This window comes from Glutamicibacter sp. JC586, from assembly GCF_009805585.1.
Classification (GTDB): Bacteria; Actinomycetota; Actinomycetes; order Actinomycetales; family Micrococcaceae; genus Glutamicibacter.
Genome location: NZ_VHIN01000022.1, coordinates 297,801 through 318,799 on the forward strand (window position 1 = coordinate 297,801; position 20,999 = coordinate 318,799).

The following is a 20,999-nucleotide window of genomic DNA, read 5'->3' on the forward strand; positions in this document are numbered from 1 at the left end:
CCCCAGCCGGAGCACTGATTCTAGTCTAGGTGCAACTGCATGTTGGACAGTCCGGCTGCTGCATCGTCATAGTAGTCCCGCAGTTTGAGGCCAGTAGCCGCCGCTTCATCAAGAACCACAACAGCATCGGGGTGTAGCTGTAAAACCGAGCCAGGGCAGGAAGCAGAGAGCGGACCTTCAACGGCGGCCGCAATTGCTTCAGCCTTGCCAGCTCCGGTAGCCACCAATACCAGTCGTCCAGCCTCAAGAATGGTCCCCAACCCCTGCGTGACGCAATGGGTAGGAACTCGTTCCAAACCCTCAAAGAATCGAGCGTTATCCTGGCGCGTTTTGGCGGCCAAACGTTTGATGCGGGTACGTGAGCGCAGGGCGGATCCGGGTTCATTAAAACCCAGATGCCCATTGGCTCCGATACCAAGAATTTGAACCTGAATTCCACCGGCCGCGGCGATGGCCTGATCGTAATTTGCGGCGGCCGCCTCAATTTCTTCGATAGTCTCGCCCAGACCTTGGGGTGTGAACAGAAAGTGTTCCGGAAGGCCGATGACATTGCAGACTTCACTAATTAGTGTCTGGCGGTAGGACTGCGGATGCGTTGCCCGGATGCCGATGTACTCGTCCAAGGCAAATCCGCGGGCCGCAGAAAAGTCTGCCTTTCCTTCTCGCACTGCCTGAGCCAGCTCGCGGTACAGCCCTAGGGGAGAGGAGCCGGTGGCTAGGCCTAGCACCGGTGTGTTGCCAGAACCGTGGGCCGTGAGCCCAGCCAATACGTTCTCGGCAGCGATCTTTGCCACCTGGGATGCTGAGTTACCAATGAGCACTCGCATGGTGAATTTCCGCTCTGTTGATGGTGATTAGTGGATGCTAGTTAGGAGATGCCAAGTTCGTGAAAAAGGACGTTAACTACCGCTCCGCGGAGCACCAAATGTTCAGGCTCCTGGCTGATATTCAGCTGGAAATCATCGGCTCGGGCAGTGCGCGAACGTTCCTTGAGCGCTGCCAGTAACCAGTTAGCCAGTGCAGCGTTAACGACGTCTTGAGGTCCGGTGAAAATAAGATTGCGAATATCAAGGACCGAGATCAGCGGTGCTACCGCGCTGGCTAACGACGCGCCAACTAGTTGCCCCACCTCGTCGCTCGATTCCCCGGATTCGAGGGCCCGCTTAATGGCCGGGATACAAGCGTAGGCTTCCAAACAACCTTGCTCGCCGCAACTGCATCTCTGGGTGGATGAAGGGTCAACCTTGACGTGGCCGAGCTCGCCGGCGGAAAACTGTGCACCGCGTACAAGGGTGTTGTGGGTGATCACGCCGCAGCCCACGCCTCTCCCGAGACGCAATAACAGCATATGTTCACTTCCGGATCCGAAGGTGTGCTCGGCGAGGATCGCGCAGTCCGCATCGTTCAGTACGTGGGTGTTGAGGCCCGTGGCCTGTTCAATGGTGCCGCGCAAATCGTAATTGACCCAGCCAAATTTTTCGGCCGAACGTACTTCTCCCTTGTCGGTCACGATGCCTGGTGTTCCAATGCCGATCCCCAAGACCGGAAGGTCACAGTGGCTCAGGGCCTGGCCGATGAGCTCAAGTACTTGTGCGGTGGCTTGCTCCCCGGTGGCGGTTTCGTGGCTTTCAGGCAAAGCGAAACTGTGCAGAATCTTGCCATTCAGGTCCATAATGGCTGCGGTGAATGGGAGCACCGAGGAGAGATCCACGCTAATGATCCGCAGCCCCGAACGGTTCAGATCAACTAAGGTTGCCGGTTTGCCCGGTCGCTTACCTTCTTGCTGGCCGGTTTCGACCACATGGCCACGGGTGAGGAGTTCTGCCACGAGCTCTGAGATGGTTACCCGGGTCAGCCCGGTGACGCGCGAGAGCTCGGCTCGGGTGTGTGCTCCATGTTCCAGCAAGATCTGCAACACCAGCGCCAGGTTATTTTCTCTGCCGTCGGAGGGCAACAGGGCGCCACCATGTCGCAACATGGTCGGATTGTGGCGCGGCTTAGCGTTGGAACTCATGAGGTTAGTTAACTCTATTAACAAACCTTGGCGCAAGGGGGTAGACCTAGGAATTTGTGCCACACTTGAACCATCATGAATCAGCCCGCACACTTCACCGCCACTTGCGGTCAGCTACTCATAGAACTGGCAACGGTGCAGGACTACCAGCGCGTAGGAGAACTCACCGCGCAGTCCTACTTCGCGGCCGGGCACTTTGATAGTCCAGATCATCAGTATCTGAAGTTTGTGCAGAAAGTGGCGGCGCGAGCTAAGGACACTGAAATCTATGTTGTGCGACGCCACGGCGAAATTCTCGGTTCCATGACCCTCATCCAGCACGGCAGCAGCTATGCCGACATTGCCCTGCCCGGCGAACTAGAAATCCGCATGCTCAGCGTTGACCCAAAGGCTCAACGCAGTGGCATCGGAAAAGCCATGGTTCAGGCCAGCATTGACCGCGCTCGCCGAGAATCGGGGCTCACCGCGGTCAGCCTGACCACGGGTGAGAGCTGGCATTCGGCGCGGGCCCTTTATGAATCGATGGGTTTCATCCACCAGTCACAGCGTGACTGGCTGGTGCCGGGGACCGAGATCCAACTTGTGGTCTATCGGTACGACCTCGAACAGTAGGCTCAAGCTAAACATTGGGAACCTACAGGTGAGCATGAATAGAATGACTCCATGAGTGCTCTTCGTCGTAGTGTTGCCACCCTGTCTGTTACCGCCCTGGCCCTAGCCTCGCTGAGTGCTTGTAGCGCCAAAACACCGGATCCGGCACCGTCGGTCGATGCCTTGGTGTCGGCTATTAACTCCGGAGACTTCAGTGGCGTACAGTTCGCCAGCTCGGACGCAGATGCCGCGGCCAAGGAACAAAAGACCGCTTTTGGTTCCATGGGCGAAATTAAACACAACAGCACAGTGACTACCGTGGCTCAGGACGAGGAAGAAACTGACGGCGTGAAAACCGCGACGGCAGATATCACCACCGTGTGGGACGTTGATGACACCGACAAAGACCTGAGCTACACCACCAAGGCAGTCTGGGAATTCGATAAAGATGCCGATTCGTGGAAGCTACGTTTTGACCCAACGATTCTGGCCCCCGATCTGCAAACCGGCGACTACCTCAAATCCAGTGTCGAGGTGGCCGACCGCGGCAGCATCACCGCGGGAGACGGCTCGGATATTGTCACCAACCGGCCGGTAATTCGGGTTGGTCTGGATAAGACCCGCACGGAGCAGGCAAACTGGAAAGCCTCGGCGACCAAACTGGCCAAGCTGGTGGATATCGATGAAGACCAGTACGTCAAAACGGTGATGGCCGCGGGGGAGAAAGCCTGGGTCCCAGCCATTGTGCTGCGCGATGATTCCACCCGCGAGGTCACCGATGCTCAAATCACCGCCATCGACGGGGCAACCTTCACCAACGATGAAATTCCGTTGGCCCCCACCCGCGAATTCGCCCGTCCGCTGCTGGGTTCAGTGGGTGAAGCCACCGCGGAAATCATCAAGAAGTCCGACGGAAAGATCAAGAGCGGCGACCAAGTTGGAACTTCCGGACTGCAATCTGCCTACAACGGCACCCTCTCGGGCACCGATGGATTGAGCATCTCGCGCTACAACAAAGACGACGAAGCGCAAGATCAGCTCTTCAGCTCTAAGCCTGTCGCGGGCAAGGACGTAGAAACCACCTTGGATGTGGATCTGCAGAAGGCTGCCGATAAGCTGCTGGCCGATGCCGACGCAAATTCGGGCATTGTTGCCATCCGCCCCTCCGATGGAAGCGTTTTGGCTGCCGCATCCGGCCCTGTGAGTTCCGGACTAAACACCGCATTGCAAGGTTCCTACGCGCCTGGTTCATCTTTTAAGGTCATCAGTGCACTGGCCATGGTTCGTGATGGGGCCACCGCCGACACCAAGGTCAAATGCACCGAGACAACCACGATCGACGGCAAGTCTTTTAAGAACTACGACCACTATCCCGCCTCCAAGCTGGGAACCATCCCACTCTCTGAAGCGATCGCCCAATCCTGCAATACCGTGTTCATCAATGAAGGCTCCACAATTGGCGCCAAAAAGTTAAACGAAGCTGCCGCAGCCTTGGGGCTGACCGGCGAAGACGGCACCGGGACCGGGGCCATTCTAGGCTCCGTGCCCGATGATTCCGAAGGCACCACCCAGGCCGCCAACATGATCGGCCAGGGCGTTGTGGAAGCCTCGCCGCTGGGCATGGCCACCGTTGTCGCCTCCATTCAGGCCAAAAAAACGGTGCAGCCAAAGCTGGTGACTTCCCCGGCGCCTAAGGAAGTGGCCAAGCCTGCCTCCAGCCTCACCGAGGATGAAGCAACCCAGCTGGCCGACATGATGGCTGAAGTGATCGACCACGGCACCCTAGAGGACCTTAACTCCCTAAGCGGAGCGAAGATCATCGGTAAGAGTGGCACCGCCGAGTACGACAGTGAGCACAATGCCCACGCGTGGGCCATCGTTGCCCAGGGTGACCTAGCTATTGCAGCCTTTGTGGCCGAAGGCAACGGTGGCGCACAGACCGCAGGCCCACTGGCCAAGGCCATGCTTGAGGCCGGTGTGAAATAGTTATGGCTTGTGCCTCAATGACACAATTGACAGACTAAGCTCATGGGAATTGTCTACAACACCAGTATGTCGCCAACCAAAAACGAGTTGGTCTCCGCTTGGTTGCCCAAGCAGAAGTTCTATACCGGCAATGGCACCCCAAAGCTTGAGCATATCGGTGGGTTCCGCCTCGAAGACCCGCGCGGTGAGGTCGGAGTGGAATTGCGCATGTACGCGGACCATTCCGACACCTCCGATGTGGTCTACCATGTGCCGCTAACTTATCGTGATGCGCCGCTGCCCGGCGCCCAAAAGTATCTGCTCGGCACCAGCGAGCATGCCATTTTAGGCAAGCGATACATTTACGATGCCGAGGGTGATCCTCTCTTCACCGCCCAAGCCCGCGCTCTGCTGGCCGGTAACAGCACACCGCAACATCACAGTGAGTCTTTCACCGACGATCCACGGATCATCGTTCACGGCCAAACAGCTGGTAAAGATGCTCTGATTATCCGCAAACCGGTCTCCGGTGCGCCCACGGCAGATGGCATCATTGGCTACTGGGAGAACGCGCTGGGACAAGAACTGCGTGGATTGGTATTGCGCACAGCATAAGTAATGGGCCGTATATCGGCTTTTTGGGTGGCGTGCACGGGATAGACTTATCTATGAAATCCAATCGCCATTCTAGGGAGATATATGTCTGCCATCAGCCGTGAGGACGTTGTGCACTTGGCACACCTTGCCCACATCGAGATGAGCGACGCAGAGCTGGACAAAATGACCGGTGAACTCGACGCTATCGTCGGTGCCATCGCCTCTGTCAGCGAAGTCGCTTCCTCCGACGTTCCAGCCACTAGCCACCCGATCCCGCTGACCAATGTGTTGCGTGAAGATACGGTGGGGCAGACGCTGAGCATTGACGAAGTTCTGCTCAACGCCCCAGATTCGGACTCGGACCGCTTTAAGGTCCCAGCAATTCTGGACGGTGAATAATTTCATGAACGACCTTATTAAACTTTCAGGCACCGAACTGGCCGCCAAGCTCCGCGCCGGCGAAGTCACCTCGGTTCAGGCCGTTCAGGCTCACCTGGACCGCATCGCAGAAGTTGACGGTGCACTGAACGCCTTCCTGCACGTGAACGCGGAAGAAGCACTTGCAGTAGCCGCAGAAGTCGACGCTATCCGCGCTGCCGGCGGTGCCGAGGCGCAGGCGCTGCACCCACTAGCCGGTGTGCCGATCGCCATTAAGGACTTGATCGTCACCAAGGGTCAGCCAACCACCGCAGCATCGAAGATGCTCGAAGGCTGGATGAGCCCGTATGACGCGACCGTGATCGAAAAGATCCGAGCAGCCAAGCTGCCAATGCTGGGCAAGACCAACCTGGATGAATTCGCTATGGGTTCCTCCACCGAGCACTCCGCTTACGGCGTGACTCGCAACCCGTGGAACCTGGATCGCATCCCCGGTGGTTCCGGCGGTGGCTCGGCCGCTGCCGTGGCTTCCTTCGAAGCGCCGTTGGCTCTGGGCACCGACACCGGTGGCTCCATCCGTCAGCCAGGTGCTGTCACCGGCACCGTGGGCGTGAAGCCAACCTACGGCGCGGTTTCGCGTTACGGTGCGATCGCCATGGCCTCCTCGCTTGACCAGATCGGCCCGGTCTCCCGTACCGTGCTGGACTCGGCCTACCTGCAGGAGCTGATTGGCGGGCACGATCCCAAGGATTCCACCTCGCTGCCAAAGGACCTTGAAGGCCTCGTTGCAGCCGCTGAAGCTGGTGCCACCGGCGACCTGAAGGGTCTGCGCGTTGGTGTGATCAAGGAACTGACCGGCGAAGGCTACCAAGAAGGTGTGCAGGCACGCTTCAATGAATCCCTAGAACTGCTCAAGGCTGCCGGAGCTGAAATCGTCGAGGTTTCCTGCCCGAACTTCAAGTACGCGCTGGGCGCTTACTACCTGATCATGCCTTCGGAAGTTTCCTCCAACTTGGCTAAGTTCGACGGTGTCCGTTTCGGCCAGCGCGTGCTTCCAAAAGAGGGTCCACTGACCATCGAGCGCGTGATGGCTGCTACCCGTGCCGCCGGTTTCGGTGACGAGGTTAAGCGCCGCATCATTCTGGGTACCTACGCCCTGAGTGCCGGCTACTACGACGCCTACTACGGCTCGGCGCAGAAGGTCCGCACCTTGATCCAGCGCGACTTCGACGCCGCGTTTGAGCAGGCCGACGTGCTGGTTTCCCCAACCTCACCAACCGTGGCCTTCGAGCTGGGTAAGAACGACAATGACCCGCTAGCCATGTACCTCAACGACGTGGCAACCATTCCGGCGAACCTCGCCGGTGTTCCAGGCATTACCGTGCCTGGCGGCCTGTCCGAGGATCTTCCGGTGGGTATCCAGTTCCTGGCTCCGGCCTTCGAGGACGCACGCCTGTACCGCGCCGGCGCTGCCCTTGAAGCCCTGCTGGAAAAGCAGTGGGGCCACTCGCTGATCTCGCAGGCACCAGCCATTGATTCCGCTTCGATCGCGCAGGAGGCCTAGATCATGAGCAACTACACCGATGAATTGGTCGATTTCGACGAAGCACTGGATCGCTACGATCCGGTCCTGGGCTTTGAGGTCCACGTTGAGCTGAACACCAAGACCAAGATGTTCTCCGACGCGCCGAACGCTTTTGGCGACGACCCGAACACCAACGTCACCCCGGTTGACCTGGGACTGCCTGGCGTGCTGCCGGTGGTCAACAAGACCGCAGTAGAGTACTCCATCCTGATTGGCCTGGCCCTGAACTGCCAGATCGCCGAGAAGTGCGGCTTCGCCCGGAAGAACTACTTCTACCCGGACACCCCGAAGAACTTCCAGACCTCCCAGTTTGAAGACCCAATTGCCTACGACGGTTACCTGGACATCGAGCTGGAAGATGGCGAAGTCTTCCGCGTTGAGATCGAACGCGCCCACATGGAAGAAGACGCCGGCAAGCTGACCCACATGGGTGGCTCTACCGGTCGCATCCAGGGTGCGGACTACTCTCTGGTGGACTACAACCGCGCAGGTGTTCCACTGGTTGAGATCGTGACCAAGCCAATCACCGGCGCCGGCAAGCGCGCCCCAGAACTGGCCAAGGCCTACGTGGCCGCAGTGCGTGAAATCGTGAAGAACCTTGGTGTTTCCGATGCCAAGATGGAACGCGGCAACGTACGCTGTGACGCCAACGTTTCGCTGATGCCAAAGGACGCTGACAAGTTCGGTACCCGTACCGAAACCAAGAACGTCAACTCCCTGCGCGCAGTGGAGCACGCGGTGCGTTTCGAGATCGAACGCCACGCAGCAGTACTGGATTCCGGTGCGAAGATCGTTCAGGAAACCCGCCACTGGCATGAAGACACTCGCACCACTACTTCGGGCCGCCCGAAGTCGGATGCCGATGACTACCGCTACTTCCCAGAGCCTGACCTGGTGCCAATCGTCACCACCGTTGAGTGGATCGAAGAGCTACGCGGCCGTCTGCCAGAGCCACCAGCTGAGCGCCGCAAGCGCCTGAAGGCTGAGTGGAACTACGCGGACAAGGAATTCCGCGACGTGGTCAACGCCGGTGTGCTCGACGAAATCGAGCAGACCGTTGCCGCTGGCGCCACCGCTGCCGTAGCCCGCAAGTGGTGGATGGGTGAGATCGCTCGTCTGGCCAAGGCTGCGGACAAGGACATCTCGGATCTTGGTGTCACTCCTGCGACCATCGTTGAACTGAACTCGCTCATCGAGGGCAAGAAGATCAACGACAAGATCGCCCGTCAGGTTCTTGAGTACGTCATTGACGGCGAAGGCACCCCGAGCGAAATCGTTGAGAAGCGCAGCCTTGCTGTGGTCAACGACGATGGCGCACTGGGCAAGGCCGTGGATGACGCCATGGCTGCCATGCCTGACGTTGTTGAGAAGATCAAGGGCGGTAAGATGCAGGCTATCGGTGCGCTGATGGGTCCTGTTATGAAGGCTACCCGCGGACAGGCCGATGCCGGCCGCGTTCGTGAAATCGTGATGGAGAAGCTGGGACTCTAGTCCACAGACTCCAAACGCCGACGCCTGCCTCGAACTTCCAATAGTGAAGTCCGAGGCAGGCGTTTTTAACGAGCATTACGCGCAGGTGTTCTTGATAGCACACGTTTTTATGAGTCGTTTATATATTCAGTTAGTATCTGAATATGATCAATGCATCTCGTGGAGTAAAGGTTTTCAGTTTGATGGCGACGGTCGGATTGCTGCTTGCTGGATGTAGCGAACCGAAATCTGACCTCAAGACTCTAACGCCGACGGTTGTTCCTTCACCGAGCAAGGAAGAACCGAAGATCAAGTCCCTGCGAGATGCTGATCTTGGAAATACTACCTGGGCAGATCCGATGGCACTTGATGGCAAAGCCTCGAAAATTCGTCTGAAGAACTCGAAAGCCAGCGATGAATTCAACAACTATGCGCTGGGGAAGATCGTCTACGCGGACCTGAATGCCGACGGCGTTGATGACGCTGTCGCAACCTTCACCAGCACTTCCGGCAACGCCTACTGGCAACATTTTGTTGCATGGGTAGCGACCGAGGACGGGCCAGTTCAGGTTCCTGGCGAGATCGCTTATTCGCATAATTGCGGATCCACCGTTAAGAGCGTGGCGCCGGCCAAGCAAGGCGTCAAGGTCACTGAGTACCTCCGCAGCGACTTCAAAGATACTGCCTGCTCCGAGAACGGGCCACTAAAACAAGTTCGAACCGTAGGCGTAAAGCAGTACGCCGGCGATGACCAGCACTACCTCGTGCGCACAGATGCACTGGGTGGATACGGTGGTTACTGCCATCCAGAGGGCGAGGGTGACACGATTTCGGTCTCGATCCCGGTCTATGCTGCTCCGAACGCCAAGAGTAAGATGCCTTTGCAACGCCAGACAATGATGGGTTACATGGCCGGCCCGGAAGCTGCTGGCACGGTCACTAAAGATGGCCAGTGGGCGTTGTCAACGGTACTGATCAGGGATGAGAAATCGGCGACTGGTATGCAGACACGTTGCGCCTGGATGCCAACGACCAAGAACCCGCTGCACACAGACGGAGAAGCGGTGTTGGGTGAAAACGGGGAGCCGGTGGGGTAAGGCAATTTGGAACCTTCCGGGAACGGCATTTTCGGGCATCTGCTGTCGATGAATAATGAATAAGTGAATAGCGAATGGTTCGATAGGCCAAGGGGTGAGCCTGTCCATCTTGTTGAACATGATCCGTCGTGGGGCGTCCAAGCAGCTGACTAGATGCTGCGCATCAAGGTAGCTGTCGGTTCTACTGCAGAATCACTAGAACATATAGGATCGACCGCCGTTCCAGGTCTCATCGCCAAGCCAGTCCTCGACCTCCAAATAGCTGTTCCGGATATCTCGAAGGAAGCCGCATACCGTCGCGGCCTCGAAACCCTAGGGCTTGTTCTGTGGCAACGAGAAACTGACCATCGTTTCTTTCGGCCACCGGCGGGTGAACTGCGAACAGTTCATGTTCACGTGTGCGAAGTTGGCTCGACTTGGGAACGTGAGCATTTGGTGTTCCGTGATCGGCTGAGAGCAGACGCGTCGTTAGCCCGCGCTTACGCCGATTTGAAACTTGGTTTGGCTAGAAGCCGTTGGCCATGACCGGCTTGCTTACACCACCGGCAAATCTCAGTTCGTCAGGGACGTAATTGACGGAACGCTGCCGCGTGACTTGTCGGTGTGATTCCTAGACGAGCCGTGAAGTGCTTGCGCAGCAGATCATCAGAGGTGAATCCGACTTCGCGAGCTATGGCACCAATCGACAGATCCGTTTGTTCAAGGAGACGCTGCGCTTCGCGTACGCGCAGATCATTGAGCCACGCAACCGGTGTGGTTCCCAGATTCGCAGAGAACCATCGGTGAAATGTTCTGGGTGACATTGCGCAGGTAGCTGCGAGCTCCTTGATACTCCACCGTCGTTGAAGATCCTTTGTGACCTGCAACTGTAGCTGCTCGGCGGACGGCGCCGAACTGGCAGGAAAACTGGTATCCGCATATTGTGCTTGAGTGCCGGGCCTAAATACGGGGGTGACCATCGCCTTAGCGATGGTCTGTGCGGCGCTGGCTCCCCAACTCTCACGGACCAAATGCAACAAGAGATCAACCCCTGCAGTGACTCCAGCCGAGGTCCATACTTTGTCTTCGCCACAATACAGATCCCTCGACTGGACCTGGATTGATGGATAGAGCCGGGCGAGTTCATCGGCAAAGCGCCAGTGAGTTGTCGCATTACGTCCATCGAGCAGTCCTGCGGCAGCCAGAGTGAATGCCCCTGTGCACAATGAAGCGACGAGTACACCGGCAGCTGCAGCTCTTGCGACCGCGGAGACATCTTGCTGCGGCGGTTCAGAAAGCGGATCTTCGCTCCCTGGGACCACAAGGATGTCCAGTTCCTCCACCGAGGTGAAGTCATGGGTGCTCCGTATCGACTGGAACGGGTCCAAATCAGTGATGCTCTCGGCAGCAATGAGTCGAACAGTTGGTTGGGGGAGACCACGATCCGAACGGTCATCGAAGACTTCTCGAATAACAGCAATATCGAATGCACGCCGTCCCGGGCCGATGAGAATTCCCACGATCGTCATGGCGTAATCTTATCGAACCATGACATTCATGCCACTGTTGATGTCCCCGTATCACTGATGAACTATAAGCATGAGAAGGAATTATGAACCAGCATTGATCGTGGTCGACATGCAGCAGGGTTTTTACGACGCCTCGTGGGGAGAAACCGTTAATTACCCCGAATGCGAGAAAAACGTTGATCGCCTCCTTACCGCGTGGTCTGCACACCGGTTGCCAATAGTGATCGTCAGGCACGATAGCCGTAATCCAAACTCACCCTTGTTCGTTGAGGGGCCCGGCAATGATCTTCACAAATCGGTGCAAGCATTTACCCCTGATGTGGTGGTGACTAAAACGGTGAACTCCTCCTTTTATGGTTCGCCGGATTTGGAGCAGTGGCTTAGGTCCAGAGGGATCAATCAGATTGTCATCTGCGGGATCCAAACCAATTTATGCGTAGAAACTACCGCGCGCATGGGTGGGAATCTTGGCTTTGATGTCGTTGTTCCTCTCGACGCTACTCGCACCTTCGACCTAGCTGGCCCCGACGGCAGCGTCATTCCAGCGGCCACTTTGATGCAAGTTACGGCGACGAATCTGCATGGCGACGGGTTCGCGCAGGTGGTTTCGACACAAGAGGTGCTGGACTCACTGAGAGTGACATGATTGTGTAACGCCTGCTCAATGGCGAATTCGGTGCAAACGAGTCCTGGCTTTGCCCGCCACACGCGGCAAGATTCGTATAGGGTTGACCCATGAATATCTCGTTCACAGCGATGGGAGCAGAAGACAGTAGCGCAATTATCGCGTTTTTATCTAGTAACAGCTTCCCATTCCATGTCCGCCGGGACTGGTCAGTACCGGAGCTACAAGTGGTAGTTGATAGTGGCAGATATTGGAACAATGAGAGCCAAGGGTTCTGGATTGTTGGCGACGGTGAACGCTTGGGAATGGTTGTGCTTGAAGATCTGGAAGACGACACCCCAATGTTTGACCTGCGCCTGGCAGAGAACTATCGCGGGCAAGGCCTGGGAACCCCCATTCTGAAGGAATTGTGCGCCATGGTCTTCAAGGAATACCCGGAGATCGTTCGATTCGAGGGCCAAACCAGAGAAGACAATATTGCGATGCGCAAGGTGTTCCATAAGGCGGGTTTCCTCAAGGAAGCCCACTATCGGATGAGTTGGCCCGTCGAGGATGGTACAAGACTGGCATCGGTCGCCTACGCAATTCTCCGCCAGGATTGGGAGTCCGGCGAATCGACCAGCTTCGACTGGTACGACTTGGAAATCTGACTTCGCGCTCAAGATTTCATGTGGCGGGGCGGCACAAGAAATCTCGAGTGATTTCCAAATGCCCCAGATGCTGGCAAAGCTCTTCGTAGACATGCATGAGGACGCCTTCGCAGGTGGCCATCCAATATTCGATCTCGCGACCCGGTGGCAAGGCCGCGGGAGATTGGTGCAATTCGGTGCGCGAAATGTCTGCAACGAATGCTGTTCTGGTTTCGGACGCGAGATTCAACGCGTCGGGCTTGGCCAATTTCGCGCTAAACTCAGCGTTCCGATCACGGGGGACTGTGATGCCGAGATTCACTGTTGAAGACCAGCGACGCATCATGCCGCAACAGTGCAACAGAATCTGCACCGGAGAATTGCTGCCTTCTATCGGCGAGCAACTATTGATCACTTCGTCTGGAATATCGTTGACGGTCTCGAAGAGCTGGTCAAACTTTTCAAGTACGAGTTGAACGAGAATCTGATCGTTCGGTGCCGATGAATTCATGCCCCGAGTCTAGACGAAAGCTAGCGTTGCCATGGGCACAAGGCAGAACCACGAGATACACCCGCCAGAACAGGTTGAAAGAAGTCCTCATTGCGGGTGCTTCTTCTTTCGGGCCGTGGCGAACCTGGTCATCGATGGAAATAGCAGGTAGAAAAACCACAACGTCCCGGACCACCTAGGCATCAACTAATTGGTGTCGGAGCCCCAAGGGATCAAAGTTGCACGAAGAAAACGTCCCTCAACGGTTATCGATGCATCTGTAGGAACCACGAGTGCATCCAATCGGGCAAGATCTTCATTCTCAACTCGACAGGTGTTGTCCAATGCCACGAGGATTGTCACCGCGTAGTTGCCCGAGATCTCGCTGAGCGAGTTCTCCGTGGAGACGCTAGCCTGCCATTTCTTGCCGAGGAACATCAAGTTCAGGGCCTGAAACCCAACTCCGAGGGGTGCAACGGAAACCTCATCGTCGCCAGCAAACGCTATGTGCTCACCTGCATGGAGACGATGCGTCTGGCCACCAATGGTCAGGTCTATCTCGCCAGGCCCAAGTGCTACCTGAATCCGCTGAATTCCAGAATATTGGCTGTAGGGCTGAGACTGAGAAATTTCAGCGACGCTTACTTTCCAAGTCCACTCACCGAGTGCATCCGAATCACTGAGGAGGGTACGCGATACTCCCTTGCCGTTCTTCCAAAGCTGGGCAGAAAGATTTGCATATCGAACAACGAGCAATTCGTGCATAGCGGTAGGCTTCCTCAACGTTCACGTGGCTTTGAAGGTCATTTTGCCATCCGAGTTCTGGCCCGCTTCAATTCGTGACGGCACGAAGGGCGCTTTTCTGCCGTCCGTTCCAAACGGAAGATTAGGATTGAACGATGAGCCACGCACCCGCCAACAAATCAGCCATGCCCGACGCTGAAGTCGCGATTGATCTGAAGTTGGTGCGCGAGTTGATAACAACACAAGCTCCGCAATGGGCCCATGAAGACATTACCTACCTGGCCACTGGCTGGGACAACGAGGTCTATCGCCTCGGAGATACCTTGCTGATCCGTTTGCCCCGGCGACAGATGGGGGAGGAGATCGGTGTCAAAGAGCGCCGTTGGCTCCCTCTGTTGGAAAGGGACACCGGCGTGGATATTGGCCTGGCGATCTTTGAAGGCCAGCCCACCGCAAGCTACCCTTTTACCTTTTCAATTTGCCGCTACGTTCCTGGAACTAGCGCTGCACAACTAGCGCGCCAGGAGCGCGATGGATATGCGGAAGAATTCTCGGGGCTGCTGCGGGATCTTCATCAACCTGCAAGTTCACCGGAACCGCGAAGCAGCTTTCGCGGTTGTGCCCTGGCGCTGCTGGATACACGGACTCGCGAGCAAATCTCGAATTTGGAATCACCGTTGCAGCCCGGAGCTCTGGCGCTGTGGCAGGAAGCGTTAGGGGTCGAAGCGTACATGGACGCCCCAGTGTGGCTGCATGGTGATCCGCATCCACATAACACCGTAGTTGGCGAACAGCCGCGGCATCCCAGTGTCTCGCTGGTTGATTATGGGGACCTATGCGTTGGTGATCCTGCCTCGGATCTGGGTATGTTTTGGATGCATTTCAGTCTGGAAGGGATCACTAAGGCTTTCGAGAGCTACGGTATCGCGGAGGGCAGCCCAACGTGGAAACGCGCGAGGGGTTGGGGGCTGCGGTATGCGATGTTGACCGCAAATCTTGGCACTGATGATCTTCTAGGCATTGTTGGACGAGAGGCCTTGGAGGTGCTTCTTGGTAGTTCCGAGTAGGTCCAGAAGCACTCCATTTGGGGCGTCCCAGACCGTAAGCTAAATCCAAACCAAGCAACCCAGTGCTGTCTAATCTGGTCAATGAGAGGACCGTCATGGATCTCGAGAAAAATCCGAGCCTTGCTGCACAATTGTGCCTCGAATCCCACAAAGAGCTACTGGAGCATTTAGCTGGCCTCAGCGACGTGAGCATGCAACGAGACAGCAAATTGCCTGGTTGGTCCGTGGGCCATGTGCTGACGCACCTTGCTAGAAATGCTGATGCACATGCACGGCGTCTTGAAGGAGCCCTGAATGGCGAGGACCTTCCCAAATACGCGAATGGTGCCGAGCAGCGTCGCCAAGAAATTGAGGATGGTGCGCGGAATTCAGCTTCTGAAATCTTGGCGGACCTTGAAGTGAGCATTCATCGTTTAGACCGTCTTCTTGAGCAAAGTGAACAGGCTGAATGGCCTAACGCAGATTTCATGGGCGGCGGGCACTACGGGGTTGGAGGTTGCCCGGCGCATCGCCTGCGAGAAGTGCAGATGCATCTTGTAGATCTTGGACTGGGATACTCGCCAAGCCAGTGGCCCGACGAATACGCAGCGTGGGATCTTGGCAATCTACTGGCCACTGTTCCCGAACGTTTGGCAAGCGTGGAAGCGCGTACCGAGCTTATTGCATGGTTAGCCGGACGTGGACCATTAAGCAAGGGATTCACGTTGGATCCATGGGGTTGAGCTGCTCTGCCTGCAAAGGCTGAAGCATTCCCAAGCCAATTACTTCAGCGTGAGAAGGCCCGGCAGCTGATCCATATTCGTGAACACTTTGGTTGCGCCGGCCGCCAAGAGTTTCTCTTCGGTGCTGCTGATGGGTCCACCCGGGCAGTAACCGAAGACTGTGGCTCCGGCTGCAACGCCAGCGGTCACACCCGTGACCGTATCTTCGACGACCGCTGCCTGACGCGGATCAATGTCCAAGCCGGCGGCGGCTGCTAGATACACATCGGGCGCTGGCTTGCTTCGTGCATATTCCATACCGCTGTAGACCTGGTTGCCGAAATATGGCGCCATCTTGGTAATGGAAAGCTGCATCTCTACTTTGGTGCGATCAGCTCCTGTCGCGCACGCAATCTTGTTGTCATACAGGCCAGCAACTTGAGCCACCGCCTCCAAGGCACCGGGAATGGCAGTCAGGTTTTCGCGCAATGCGACATCGCGGCGCTGTCTGAATTCGGCGATCCATTGTTCGTCAATGCGGAATCCGGTATTCGCCAGGATTGGTTCCCATTGATCTTTCAACGCCTTGCCGATGAAGATTCTGATGCAGTCTTCTTGGCTGATGTTCCAGCCCAATTCCATGAGCATCTCGCGGAGCACTGCGTTCGTGATGGACTCGGAATCAACCAGTACGCCATCGCAATCAAAGAGCACAGCGGAAAATTTTGGACGCGACAAGTTTGACCCTTCGTGCAGGCTCGGCGAGCGGCTAGGCGACAGAGAACTCGTGGAGAATGCGGGCCAGCGGCGCCAGTTCGGGCTGCTCCTCTGCCTGCTTCAATACGCGTTCCAAGGTGGCGTCGTGAATGGGCTTGGCCTTCTGATACAGCTCGTGGCCGATCGCGGTGAGCTCGGTGTAAATGCCGCGCCGATCATCGGCACACAGCACGCGTGAGAGCAGATTGCGATCTTCCAGCCGGGTGACCAGGCGCGTCGTTGCGCTGGGGCTCAGGGCTGTGGCACGGGCCAACTGCGCCATACGCATATGCCAGCCATCCTGCCGGTTCAAGGCGTCCAATAATGTGTACTCGACCACAGAAAGTCCAGCCTGGGCAGTTAGGTCTTTTTCAAGTGCAGCATCGATTAAACCGTGCAATGACGCCAAAGTGCGCCATCCACGAGCACGGATTTCGACAGCATTATCTGCGATTCCCATGAGTTCCTCCAAAAATACTTGCTTGCGCTGGTTAGTTGCGTGTGCAACGATAGTATCCATCGCGCAATAACAAGCGTGTGCAACTAATTTATCTAGTCTATCAGGAGTAACGCTATGCCGCTCGGTCTTATTGCGTTGGCTATCGGTGCCTTTGGTATCGGGCTTACAGAATTTGTCATCATGGGCCTGTTGCCAGACGTCGCTAACGACTTCGCTGTTAGCGAGGCCGCTGCAGGCTGGCTCATTTCGGGATACGCGCTGAGCGTAGTGGTTGGAGCCCTGGGCCTGACCGCAGCAACTGTTCGTTTGCCTCGCAAGCCAGTGCTTGTTGGCCTGCTGGTTCTGTTTATCGTGGGCAATTCACTCACCGCACTGGCCTCAACCTACGAAGTGGCCATGATCGGCCGCGTGATCGCCGCCCTATGTCATGGCGCCTTCTTCGGTATTGGTTCGGTTGTCGCCTCCGACATGGTTCCAGCCAATAAGAAAGCCGGCGCTATCGCCATCATGTTCACCGGCCTGACCGCTGCCAACGTCCTAGGCGTTCCTTTTGGCACCCTGCTTGGGCAGCACTCCGGCTGGCGATCCACCTTCTGGGCAATCTCCGGTATCGGCGTTCTGGCCTTGGTCGGAATCCTTGTGTTGGTTCCGGCTATTAAGCACGCAGCCGAAGGAATCTCCCTGCGTAAAGAACTCGGTGCCTTCACCTCCTTGCAGGTCTGGCTGTCCTTGGCTGTCACCATTCTGGGTTACGGCGGTATGTTCGGTGCCTTCACCTACATCGCCTACACGCTGACCGAAATTACCGGCTTCAGCGCAACCACCGTGCCTTGGCTGCTGATGCTCTTCGGCGTAGGCCTCTTTGTTGGTAACTGGATTGGCGGTCGCATGGCCGATAAGAGCATCGACCGCACCCTGCTCTTCTTCATCTCGGCTCTGCTGGTCGTCCTTGTCCTCTTCGGATTCTTCGCGAGCAACCCGATCGCCACCGTCATCGCCTTGCTGCTTATGGGCGGCTTTGGCTTCGGTACCGTTCCCGGCCTGCAAAGCCGCATCATGCAGTACGCCGGAAACGCGCCAACCTTGGCCTCGGGCGCAAACATCGGTGCCTTCAATGTTGGCAACGCATTAGGTGCCTGGGCCGGTGGCCTGGGTATCGCAGCAGGCCTCGGCTACACCTCGCCGATCTGGATTGGTGCACTGATCACCCTCGTGGCGCTGATTGTCATTCTTGCCGCCATGGGCTTGGCCAAGAAGGCCTCGGCATCGGCACCTCAGCTAGTTCCAGCTAGCTAATCAATAGTTTTCCTCAGTCCCTCAACCAATTTTTAGGAGTTAGACATGACTACTGCTATCCCAACCATCACCCTGAACAACGGCGTTGAAATGCCTCAGGTAGGTTTCGGAGTCTTCCAAGTTCCCAACGAGGAGACCACTGCTGCGGTGAACGCAGCGCTCAAGGCAGGCTACCGCAGCATCGACACCGCTGCCATCTACGGTAACGAAGAAGGGGTCGGCAAGGCTCTGGCGCAGTCCGGTATTGCCCGCGAAGAATTGTTCATCACCTCCAAGATCTGGATCGCAGATATGGGATATGAGCAGACTCTAGAAGCCTTCGAAGCAAGCCTTGAGCGCTTGGGTCTGGACTACTTGGACCTTCTGCTGATTCACTGGCCAGCTCCAGAAAAGGACCTGTATGTGGATACTTGGAAGGCTTTCGAGAAGCTTTACGCCGACAAGAAGATCCGTGCCATTGGCGTTTCGAACTTCCAGCCAGAGCACCTGAACAAGCTGATCGCTGAAGGAACCATCGTTCCAGCCGTGCACCAGGTTGAGCTGCACCCGGCTCTGCAGAACCGCGAAGTGATCGCTGCCAACGCCGAGCACGGTATCGTCACCGAAGCATGGAGCCCACTGGCTCAGGGCGCAATGCTGACCGACGAAACCATCCTCGCCATCGCAGAAGCCCACAAGGTTTCTGCGGCACAGGTCATCCTGCGCTGGCACCTGCAGCAGGGTCGCGTGATCATTCCAAAGTCGGTCACTGAGTCCCGCATCATCGCCAACCTTGACCTGTTCGGTTTTGAGCTGACCTCCGATGAGCTGGCCAGCATCGATGCGCTTGATCGTGATGGTCGTACCGGTCCAAACCCTGACACCTTCAACGGCTAACAGCATGGCACTAGCGAAGCCCGCTCTCAATTGAGGGCGGGCTTTGCTCGTTAACTAGCCCGTAACCAGTTGCTGCACGGCCGTGCGAATAGCTTCAATAACGTCATTGATGGTGCTTCGGTGTAGATGCTCTGCCCGGAGTAAAATGTCGATTTGTCGACCAGAATTTAGCCCCTTAATTGGTCGTAAAGTCACCGACTTATCGAGGGTCTTTCTGGCGGTGAACCTCGGTAGAATTCCAAGGCAATCGCCGGCTTCAACGAGCGCCCCGGCGGTCGCGTAATCGTTGACCCGGTGCTCGATATTTGGTGCCTTGCCGGCCAGGGCGGCAATAGTTTCCAGCACATCGGCGGGGGAGTAGCCAGGGCGTGAAACGACCCACCGCTCGTCGATAACCTGCTGTGGGGTGAGCTGCTCGAATCTAGCCAGTGGATGATCCTGATGGATGGCAATGTCCAGTGGTTCGAAAGCCAACGGGATCACGGTGATGCGGTCTTCTGGCCATGGTGAGGTATGCGGCATGCGGTGGGCCAACACCAGATCATAGGTCGAGGTGAGCGCAGGGAAATCGTGTTGGGAAACATCCTCATCAAAGAAGTGCAACGGAGGCAACTGGGCCTCCGGCAATGCGAGCAGCGGCGCAAAAATAGTTTGTCCGATGGAATGGAATCCAGCGATCTTGATCGGAACATTCTTATCTTGCTCTACGGTACGAATTTTTGCTGAAGCTTCGGCCAATGTTGAAGCAACGGAGGCCGCTGCGGACGCGAGCAGTTTGCCTTCGGACGTCAATACCAAGCGCCTGCCGTCTTTCTGGGTCAGGGGTGTAGAGAACCCCCTCTGCAATTGAGTCAGGTGCTGGGAAACGGCCGACGGGGAGACGAAAAGCGCCTTCGCCACCGCGTTGACGCTGCCTAGATCCGCCAGTTCTCGCAGAATCCGTAGCTGATGTAATTCCATGAAGTAAATGCTAAATCAAGAGATCAGTGATTCGCGCTTCTTCTAATATATTTTCTCTTCGCATGTGGTGCGACACTGGAAGCAACACAGTCCGTCGTGTGTGAACCCGACGGCCATCTCCAAAGGATCACGCATGAAAGCACTGTATAAGTCCGGGCCACACGCTGGGCTGGAACTCGTGGACCGACCAGAACCAGAAGTCGGGGTGCACGATGTAAAAATCCGTGTCATGACCACCGGAATCTGCGGAACCGATCTGCACATCGAAGCCTACGATGACGCAGCCAAAGCCATTCTCAATACCCCATTGGTTCCGGGGCACGAGTTTTACGGTGAAGTTGTTGAAGTCGGTTCCTTCGTTCACGGCGTTAAAGTCGGCGAACGCGTCTCCGGCGAAGGCCACGTGGTCTGCGGGATCTGCCGCAACTGCCGCGCCGGGCGCAAACAAATGTGCATCAATGTCGACTCGGTCGGCGTTCAGCGTGATGGTGCCTTCGCCGAATATGTGGTGATCCCCGAAAGCAACGTGTACGTTCACCGCGATGAACGCATCACCCCACTGCTCGGCGCGATCTTTGACCCCTTTGGCAACGCCGTGCATACCGCCTTACAGTTCCCGATGATCGGTGAAGATGTCCTCATCACCGGAGCCGGACCCATCGGTCTGATGGCCGCCGCAGTGGCACGCCATATTGGAGCCCGCAAGATCGCGATTACCGATATCTCGGATCAACGCCTCGAACTGGCCCAGGCTATGGGCGTGGATCTAACGGTGAATGTCGGCACCACCCGCATCAACCAAGCCCAGCGTGAGCTGGGCATGGTCGAAGGCTTTGACTACGGCATGGAAATGTCCGGCCACGCAAGCGCCCTACCCGAGATGATCGAGAATATGAATCACGGTGGCAAGATCTGCATGCTCGGCCTGCCTAGCTCCTCTATCGATATCAACTGGGGCAAAGTGGTCACCCACATGCTCACCCTTAAGGGCATCTACGGCCGCGAAATGTTCGAGACCTGGTACGCAATGAGTGCCATGCTCACTTCTTCGGAACTCATGCGCGAACGCATCTCTTCGGTGGTCACCGACTTTGTGCCAGCCACCGACTGGCAAGCCGGATTTGAAGCCGCCCGCGGCGGTCACGGCGGCAAGGTCGTGCTGGACTGGACCGTTTTCGCAAGCTAATTAC

Annotated in this window: 23 protein-coding genes; 15 read left to right on the forward strand and 8 right to left on the reverse strand. The window is 56.7% G+C overall.

Features of this window, described 5'->3' with window-relative positions:
• Positions 1–20 precede the first annotated feature (20 nt).
• Positions 21–827, reverse strand: coding sequence for a glucosamine-6-phosphate deaminase (locus tag FJV47_RS15145; RefSeq protein WP_159614436.1), 807 nt, complete (start codon positions 825–827; stop codon positions 21–23).
• Between the two features lie 41 nt (positions 828–868).
• Entirely contained in the window at positions 869–2,014 is a 1,146-nt protein-coding gene (locus tag FJV47_RS15150) for an ROK family transcriptional regulator (protein ID WP_159614437.1), read from the reverse strand.
• Between the two features lie 75 nt (positions 2,015–2,089).
• On the opposite strand from FJV47_RS15150, the gene FJV47_RS15155 reads away from it, so the two are divergent.
• From FJV47_RS15155 to FJV47_RS16810, 8 genes are all read left to right on the forward strand, one after another.
• Positions 2,090–2,626 carry a GNAT family N-acetyltransferase gene (locus tag FJV47_RS15155; protein WP_159614439.1) on the forward strand — a complete coding sequence of 179 codons (537 nt, stop codon included), beginning with the start codon at positions 2,090–2,092 and terminating at the stop codon, positions 2,624–2,626.
• 51 nt (positions 2,627–2,677) lie between these two features.
• Complete coding sequence (locus tag FJV47_RS15160) at positions 2,678–4,591, forward strand: penicillin-binding transpeptidase domain-containing protein (RefSeq protein ID WP_159614441.1); 1,914 nt, start codon at positions 2,678–2,680, stop codon at positions 4,589–4,591.
• A gap of 42 nt (positions 4,592–4,633) precedes the next feature.
• Positions 4,634–5,185 (forward strand): 1,4-alpha-glucan branching protein, encoded by a 552-nt coding sequence (locus FJV47_RS15165; protein WP_159614443.1) that lies wholly within the window; start codon positions 4,634–4,636, stop codon positions 5,183–5,185.
• Positions 5,186–5,269: 84 nt separating this feature from the next.
• A complete protein-coding gene (gene gatC / locus FJV47_RS15170) occupies positions 5,270–5,566 on the forward strand; it encodes an Asp-tRNA(Asn)/Glu-tRNA(Gln) amidotransferase subunit GatC (protein ID WP_159614445.1) in 297 nt (98 codons plus the stop codon).
• A gap of 4 nt (positions 5,567–5,570) precedes the next feature.
• Positions 5,571–7,109: an Asp-tRNA(Asn)/Glu-tRNA(Gln) amidotransferase subunit GatA gene (gene gatA / locus FJV47_RS15175; protein ID WP_159614447.1), complete on the forward strand. Its 1,539-nt coding sequence runs from the start codon at positions 5,571–5,573 to the stop codon at positions 7,107–7,109.
• 3 nt (positions 7,110–7,112) lie between these two features.
• On the forward strand, positions 7,113–8,621 hold the full coding sequence (gatB, locus tag FJV47_RS15180) for an Asp-tRNA(Asn)/Glu-tRNA(Gln) amidotransferase subunit GatB (protein ID WP_159614449.1): 1,509 nt from the start codon (positions 7,113–7,115) through the stop codon (positions 8,619–8,621).
• A gap of 143 nt (positions 8,622–8,764) precedes the next feature.
• Positions 8,765–9,697: a hypothetical protein gene (locus FJV47_RS15185; RefSeq protein ID WP_159614451.1), complete on the forward strand. Its 933-nt coding sequence runs from the start codon at positions 8,765–8,767 to the stop codon at positions 9,695–9,697.
• A 153-nt stretch (positions 9,698–9,850) separates the two neighbouring features.
• Complete coding sequence (locus FJV47_RS16810) at positions 9,851–10,222, forward strand: GrpB family protein (RefSeq protein ID WP_159614453.1); 372 nt, start codon at positions 9,851–9,853, stop codon at positions 10,220–10,222.
• 35 nt (positions 10,223–10,257) lie between these two features.
• Here the strand turns inward: FJV47_RS16810 and FJV47_RS15195 are convergent, their stop codons facing one another.
• Positions 10,258–11,205 carry a GlxA family transcriptional regulator gene (locus FJV47_RS15195; protein WP_159614455.1) on the reverse strand — a complete coding sequence of 316 codons (948 nt, stop codon included), beginning with the start codon at positions 11,203–11,205 and terminating at the stop codon, positions 10,258–10,260.
• A 70-nt stretch (positions 11,206–11,275) separates the two neighbouring features.
• Between FJV47_RS15195 and FJV47_RS15200 the strand changes: the two genes are divergently transcribed.
• Both FJV47_RS15200 and FJV47_RS15205 read left to right on the forward strand, forming a co-directional pair.
• Positions 11,276–11,851 carry a cysteine hydrolase family protein gene (locus FJV47_RS15200; protein WP_159614457.1) on the forward strand — a complete coding sequence of 192 codons (576 nt, stop codon included), beginning with the start codon at positions 11,276–11,278 and terminating at the stop codon, positions 11,849–11,851.
• Positions 11,852–11,940: 89 nt separating this feature from the next.
• Entirely contained in the window at positions 11,941–12,480 is a 540-nt protein-coding gene (locus tag FJV47_RS15205) for a GNAT family N-acetyltransferase (protein ID WP_159614459.1), read from the forward strand.
• A gap of 16 nt (positions 12,481–12,496) precedes the next feature.
• On the opposite strand, the gene FJV47_RS15210 is transcribed toward FJV47_RS15205, so the two are convergent.
• Positions 12,497–12,970, reverse strand: a complete 474-nt coding sequence (locus FJV47_RS15210; RefSeq protein WP_159614461.1) for a DUF664 domain-containing protein — start codon at positions 12,968–12,970, stop codon at positions 12,497–12,499.
• Positions 12,971–13,156: 186 nt separating this feature from the next.
• The gene (locus tag FJV47_RS15215) at positions 13,157–13,714 is read right to left on the reverse strand and encodes a HutD family protein (protein WP_159614463.1); all 558 of its coding nucleotides are present in this window, start codon (positions 13,712–13,714) and stop codon (positions 13,157–13,159) included.
• 134 nt (positions 13,715–13,848) lie between these two features.
• Here FJV47_RS15215 and FJV47_RS15220 point away from each other — a divergent pair, with 134 nt between their 5' ends.
• Together FJV47_RS15220 and FJV47_RS15225 are read left to right on the forward strand one after the other, a co-directional pair.
• Positions 13,849–14,760, forward strand: a complete 912-nt coding sequence (locus FJV47_RS15220; RefSeq protein ID WP_159614465.1) for an aminoglycoside phosphotransferase family protein — start codon at positions 13,849–13,851, stop codon at positions 14,758–14,760.
• Between the two features lie 95 nt (positions 14,761–14,855).
• Positions 14,856–15,482, forward strand: a complete 627-nt coding sequence (locus FJV47_RS15225) for a maleylpyruvate isomerase N-terminal domain-containing protein (RefSeq protein WP_159614467.1) — start codon at positions 14,856–14,858, stop codon at positions 15,480–15,482.
• Between the two features lie 39 nt (positions 15,483–15,521).
• On the opposite strand, the gene FJV47_RS15230 is transcribed toward FJV47_RS15225, so the two are convergent.
• Both FJV47_RS15230 and FJV47_RS15235 read right to left on the reverse strand, forming a co-directional pair.
• Positions 15,522–16,199 (reverse strand): HAD family phosphatase, encoded by a 678-nt coding sequence (locus tag FJV47_RS15230; RefSeq protein ID WP_235026493.1) that lies wholly within the window; start codon positions 16,197–16,199, stop codon positions 15,522–15,524.
• A 31-nt stretch (positions 16,200–16,230) separates the two neighbouring features.
• Positions 16,231–16,677, reverse strand: a complete 447-nt coding sequence (locus FJV47_RS15235) for a MarR family winged helix-turn-helix transcriptional regulator (protein ID WP_159614901.1) — start codon at positions 16,675–16,677, stop codon at positions 16,231–16,233.
• Between the two features lie 114 nt (positions 16,678–16,791).
• Between FJV47_RS15235 and FJV47_RS15240 the strand changes: the two genes are divergently transcribed.
• Complete coding sequence (locus FJV47_RS15240) at positions 16,792–17,973, forward strand: MFS transporter (protein WP_159614469.1); 1,182 nt, start codon at positions 16,792–16,794, stop codon at positions 17,971–17,973.
• A gap of 45 nt (positions 17,974–18,018) precedes the next feature.
• The gene (locus tag FJV47_RS15245) at positions 18,019–18,849 is read left to right on the forward strand and encodes an aldo/keto reductase (RefSeq protein ID WP_159614471.1); all 831 of its coding nucleotides are present in this window, start codon (positions 18,019–18,021) and stop codon (positions 18,847–18,849) included.
• A gap of 54 nt (positions 18,850–18,903) precedes the next feature.
• Here FJV47_RS15245 and FJV47_RS15250 read toward each other — a convergent pair whose 3' ends face one another.
• Positions 18,904–19,809: a LysR family transcriptional regulator gene (locus FJV47_RS15250; protein ID WP_159614473.1), complete on the reverse strand. Its 906-nt coding sequence runs from the start codon at positions 19,807–19,809 to the stop codon at positions 18,904–18,906.
• A 133-nt stretch (positions 19,810–19,942) separates the two neighbouring features.
• Here FJV47_RS15250 and tdh point away from each other — a divergent pair, with 133 nt between their 5' ends.
• Complete coding sequence (gene tdh, locus FJV47_RS15255) at positions 19,943–20,995, forward strand: L-threonine 3-dehydrogenase (RefSeq protein WP_159614475.1); 1,053 nt, start codon at positions 19,943–19,945, stop codon at positions 20,993–20,995.
• Positions 20,996–20,999: the final 4 nt, after the last annotated feature.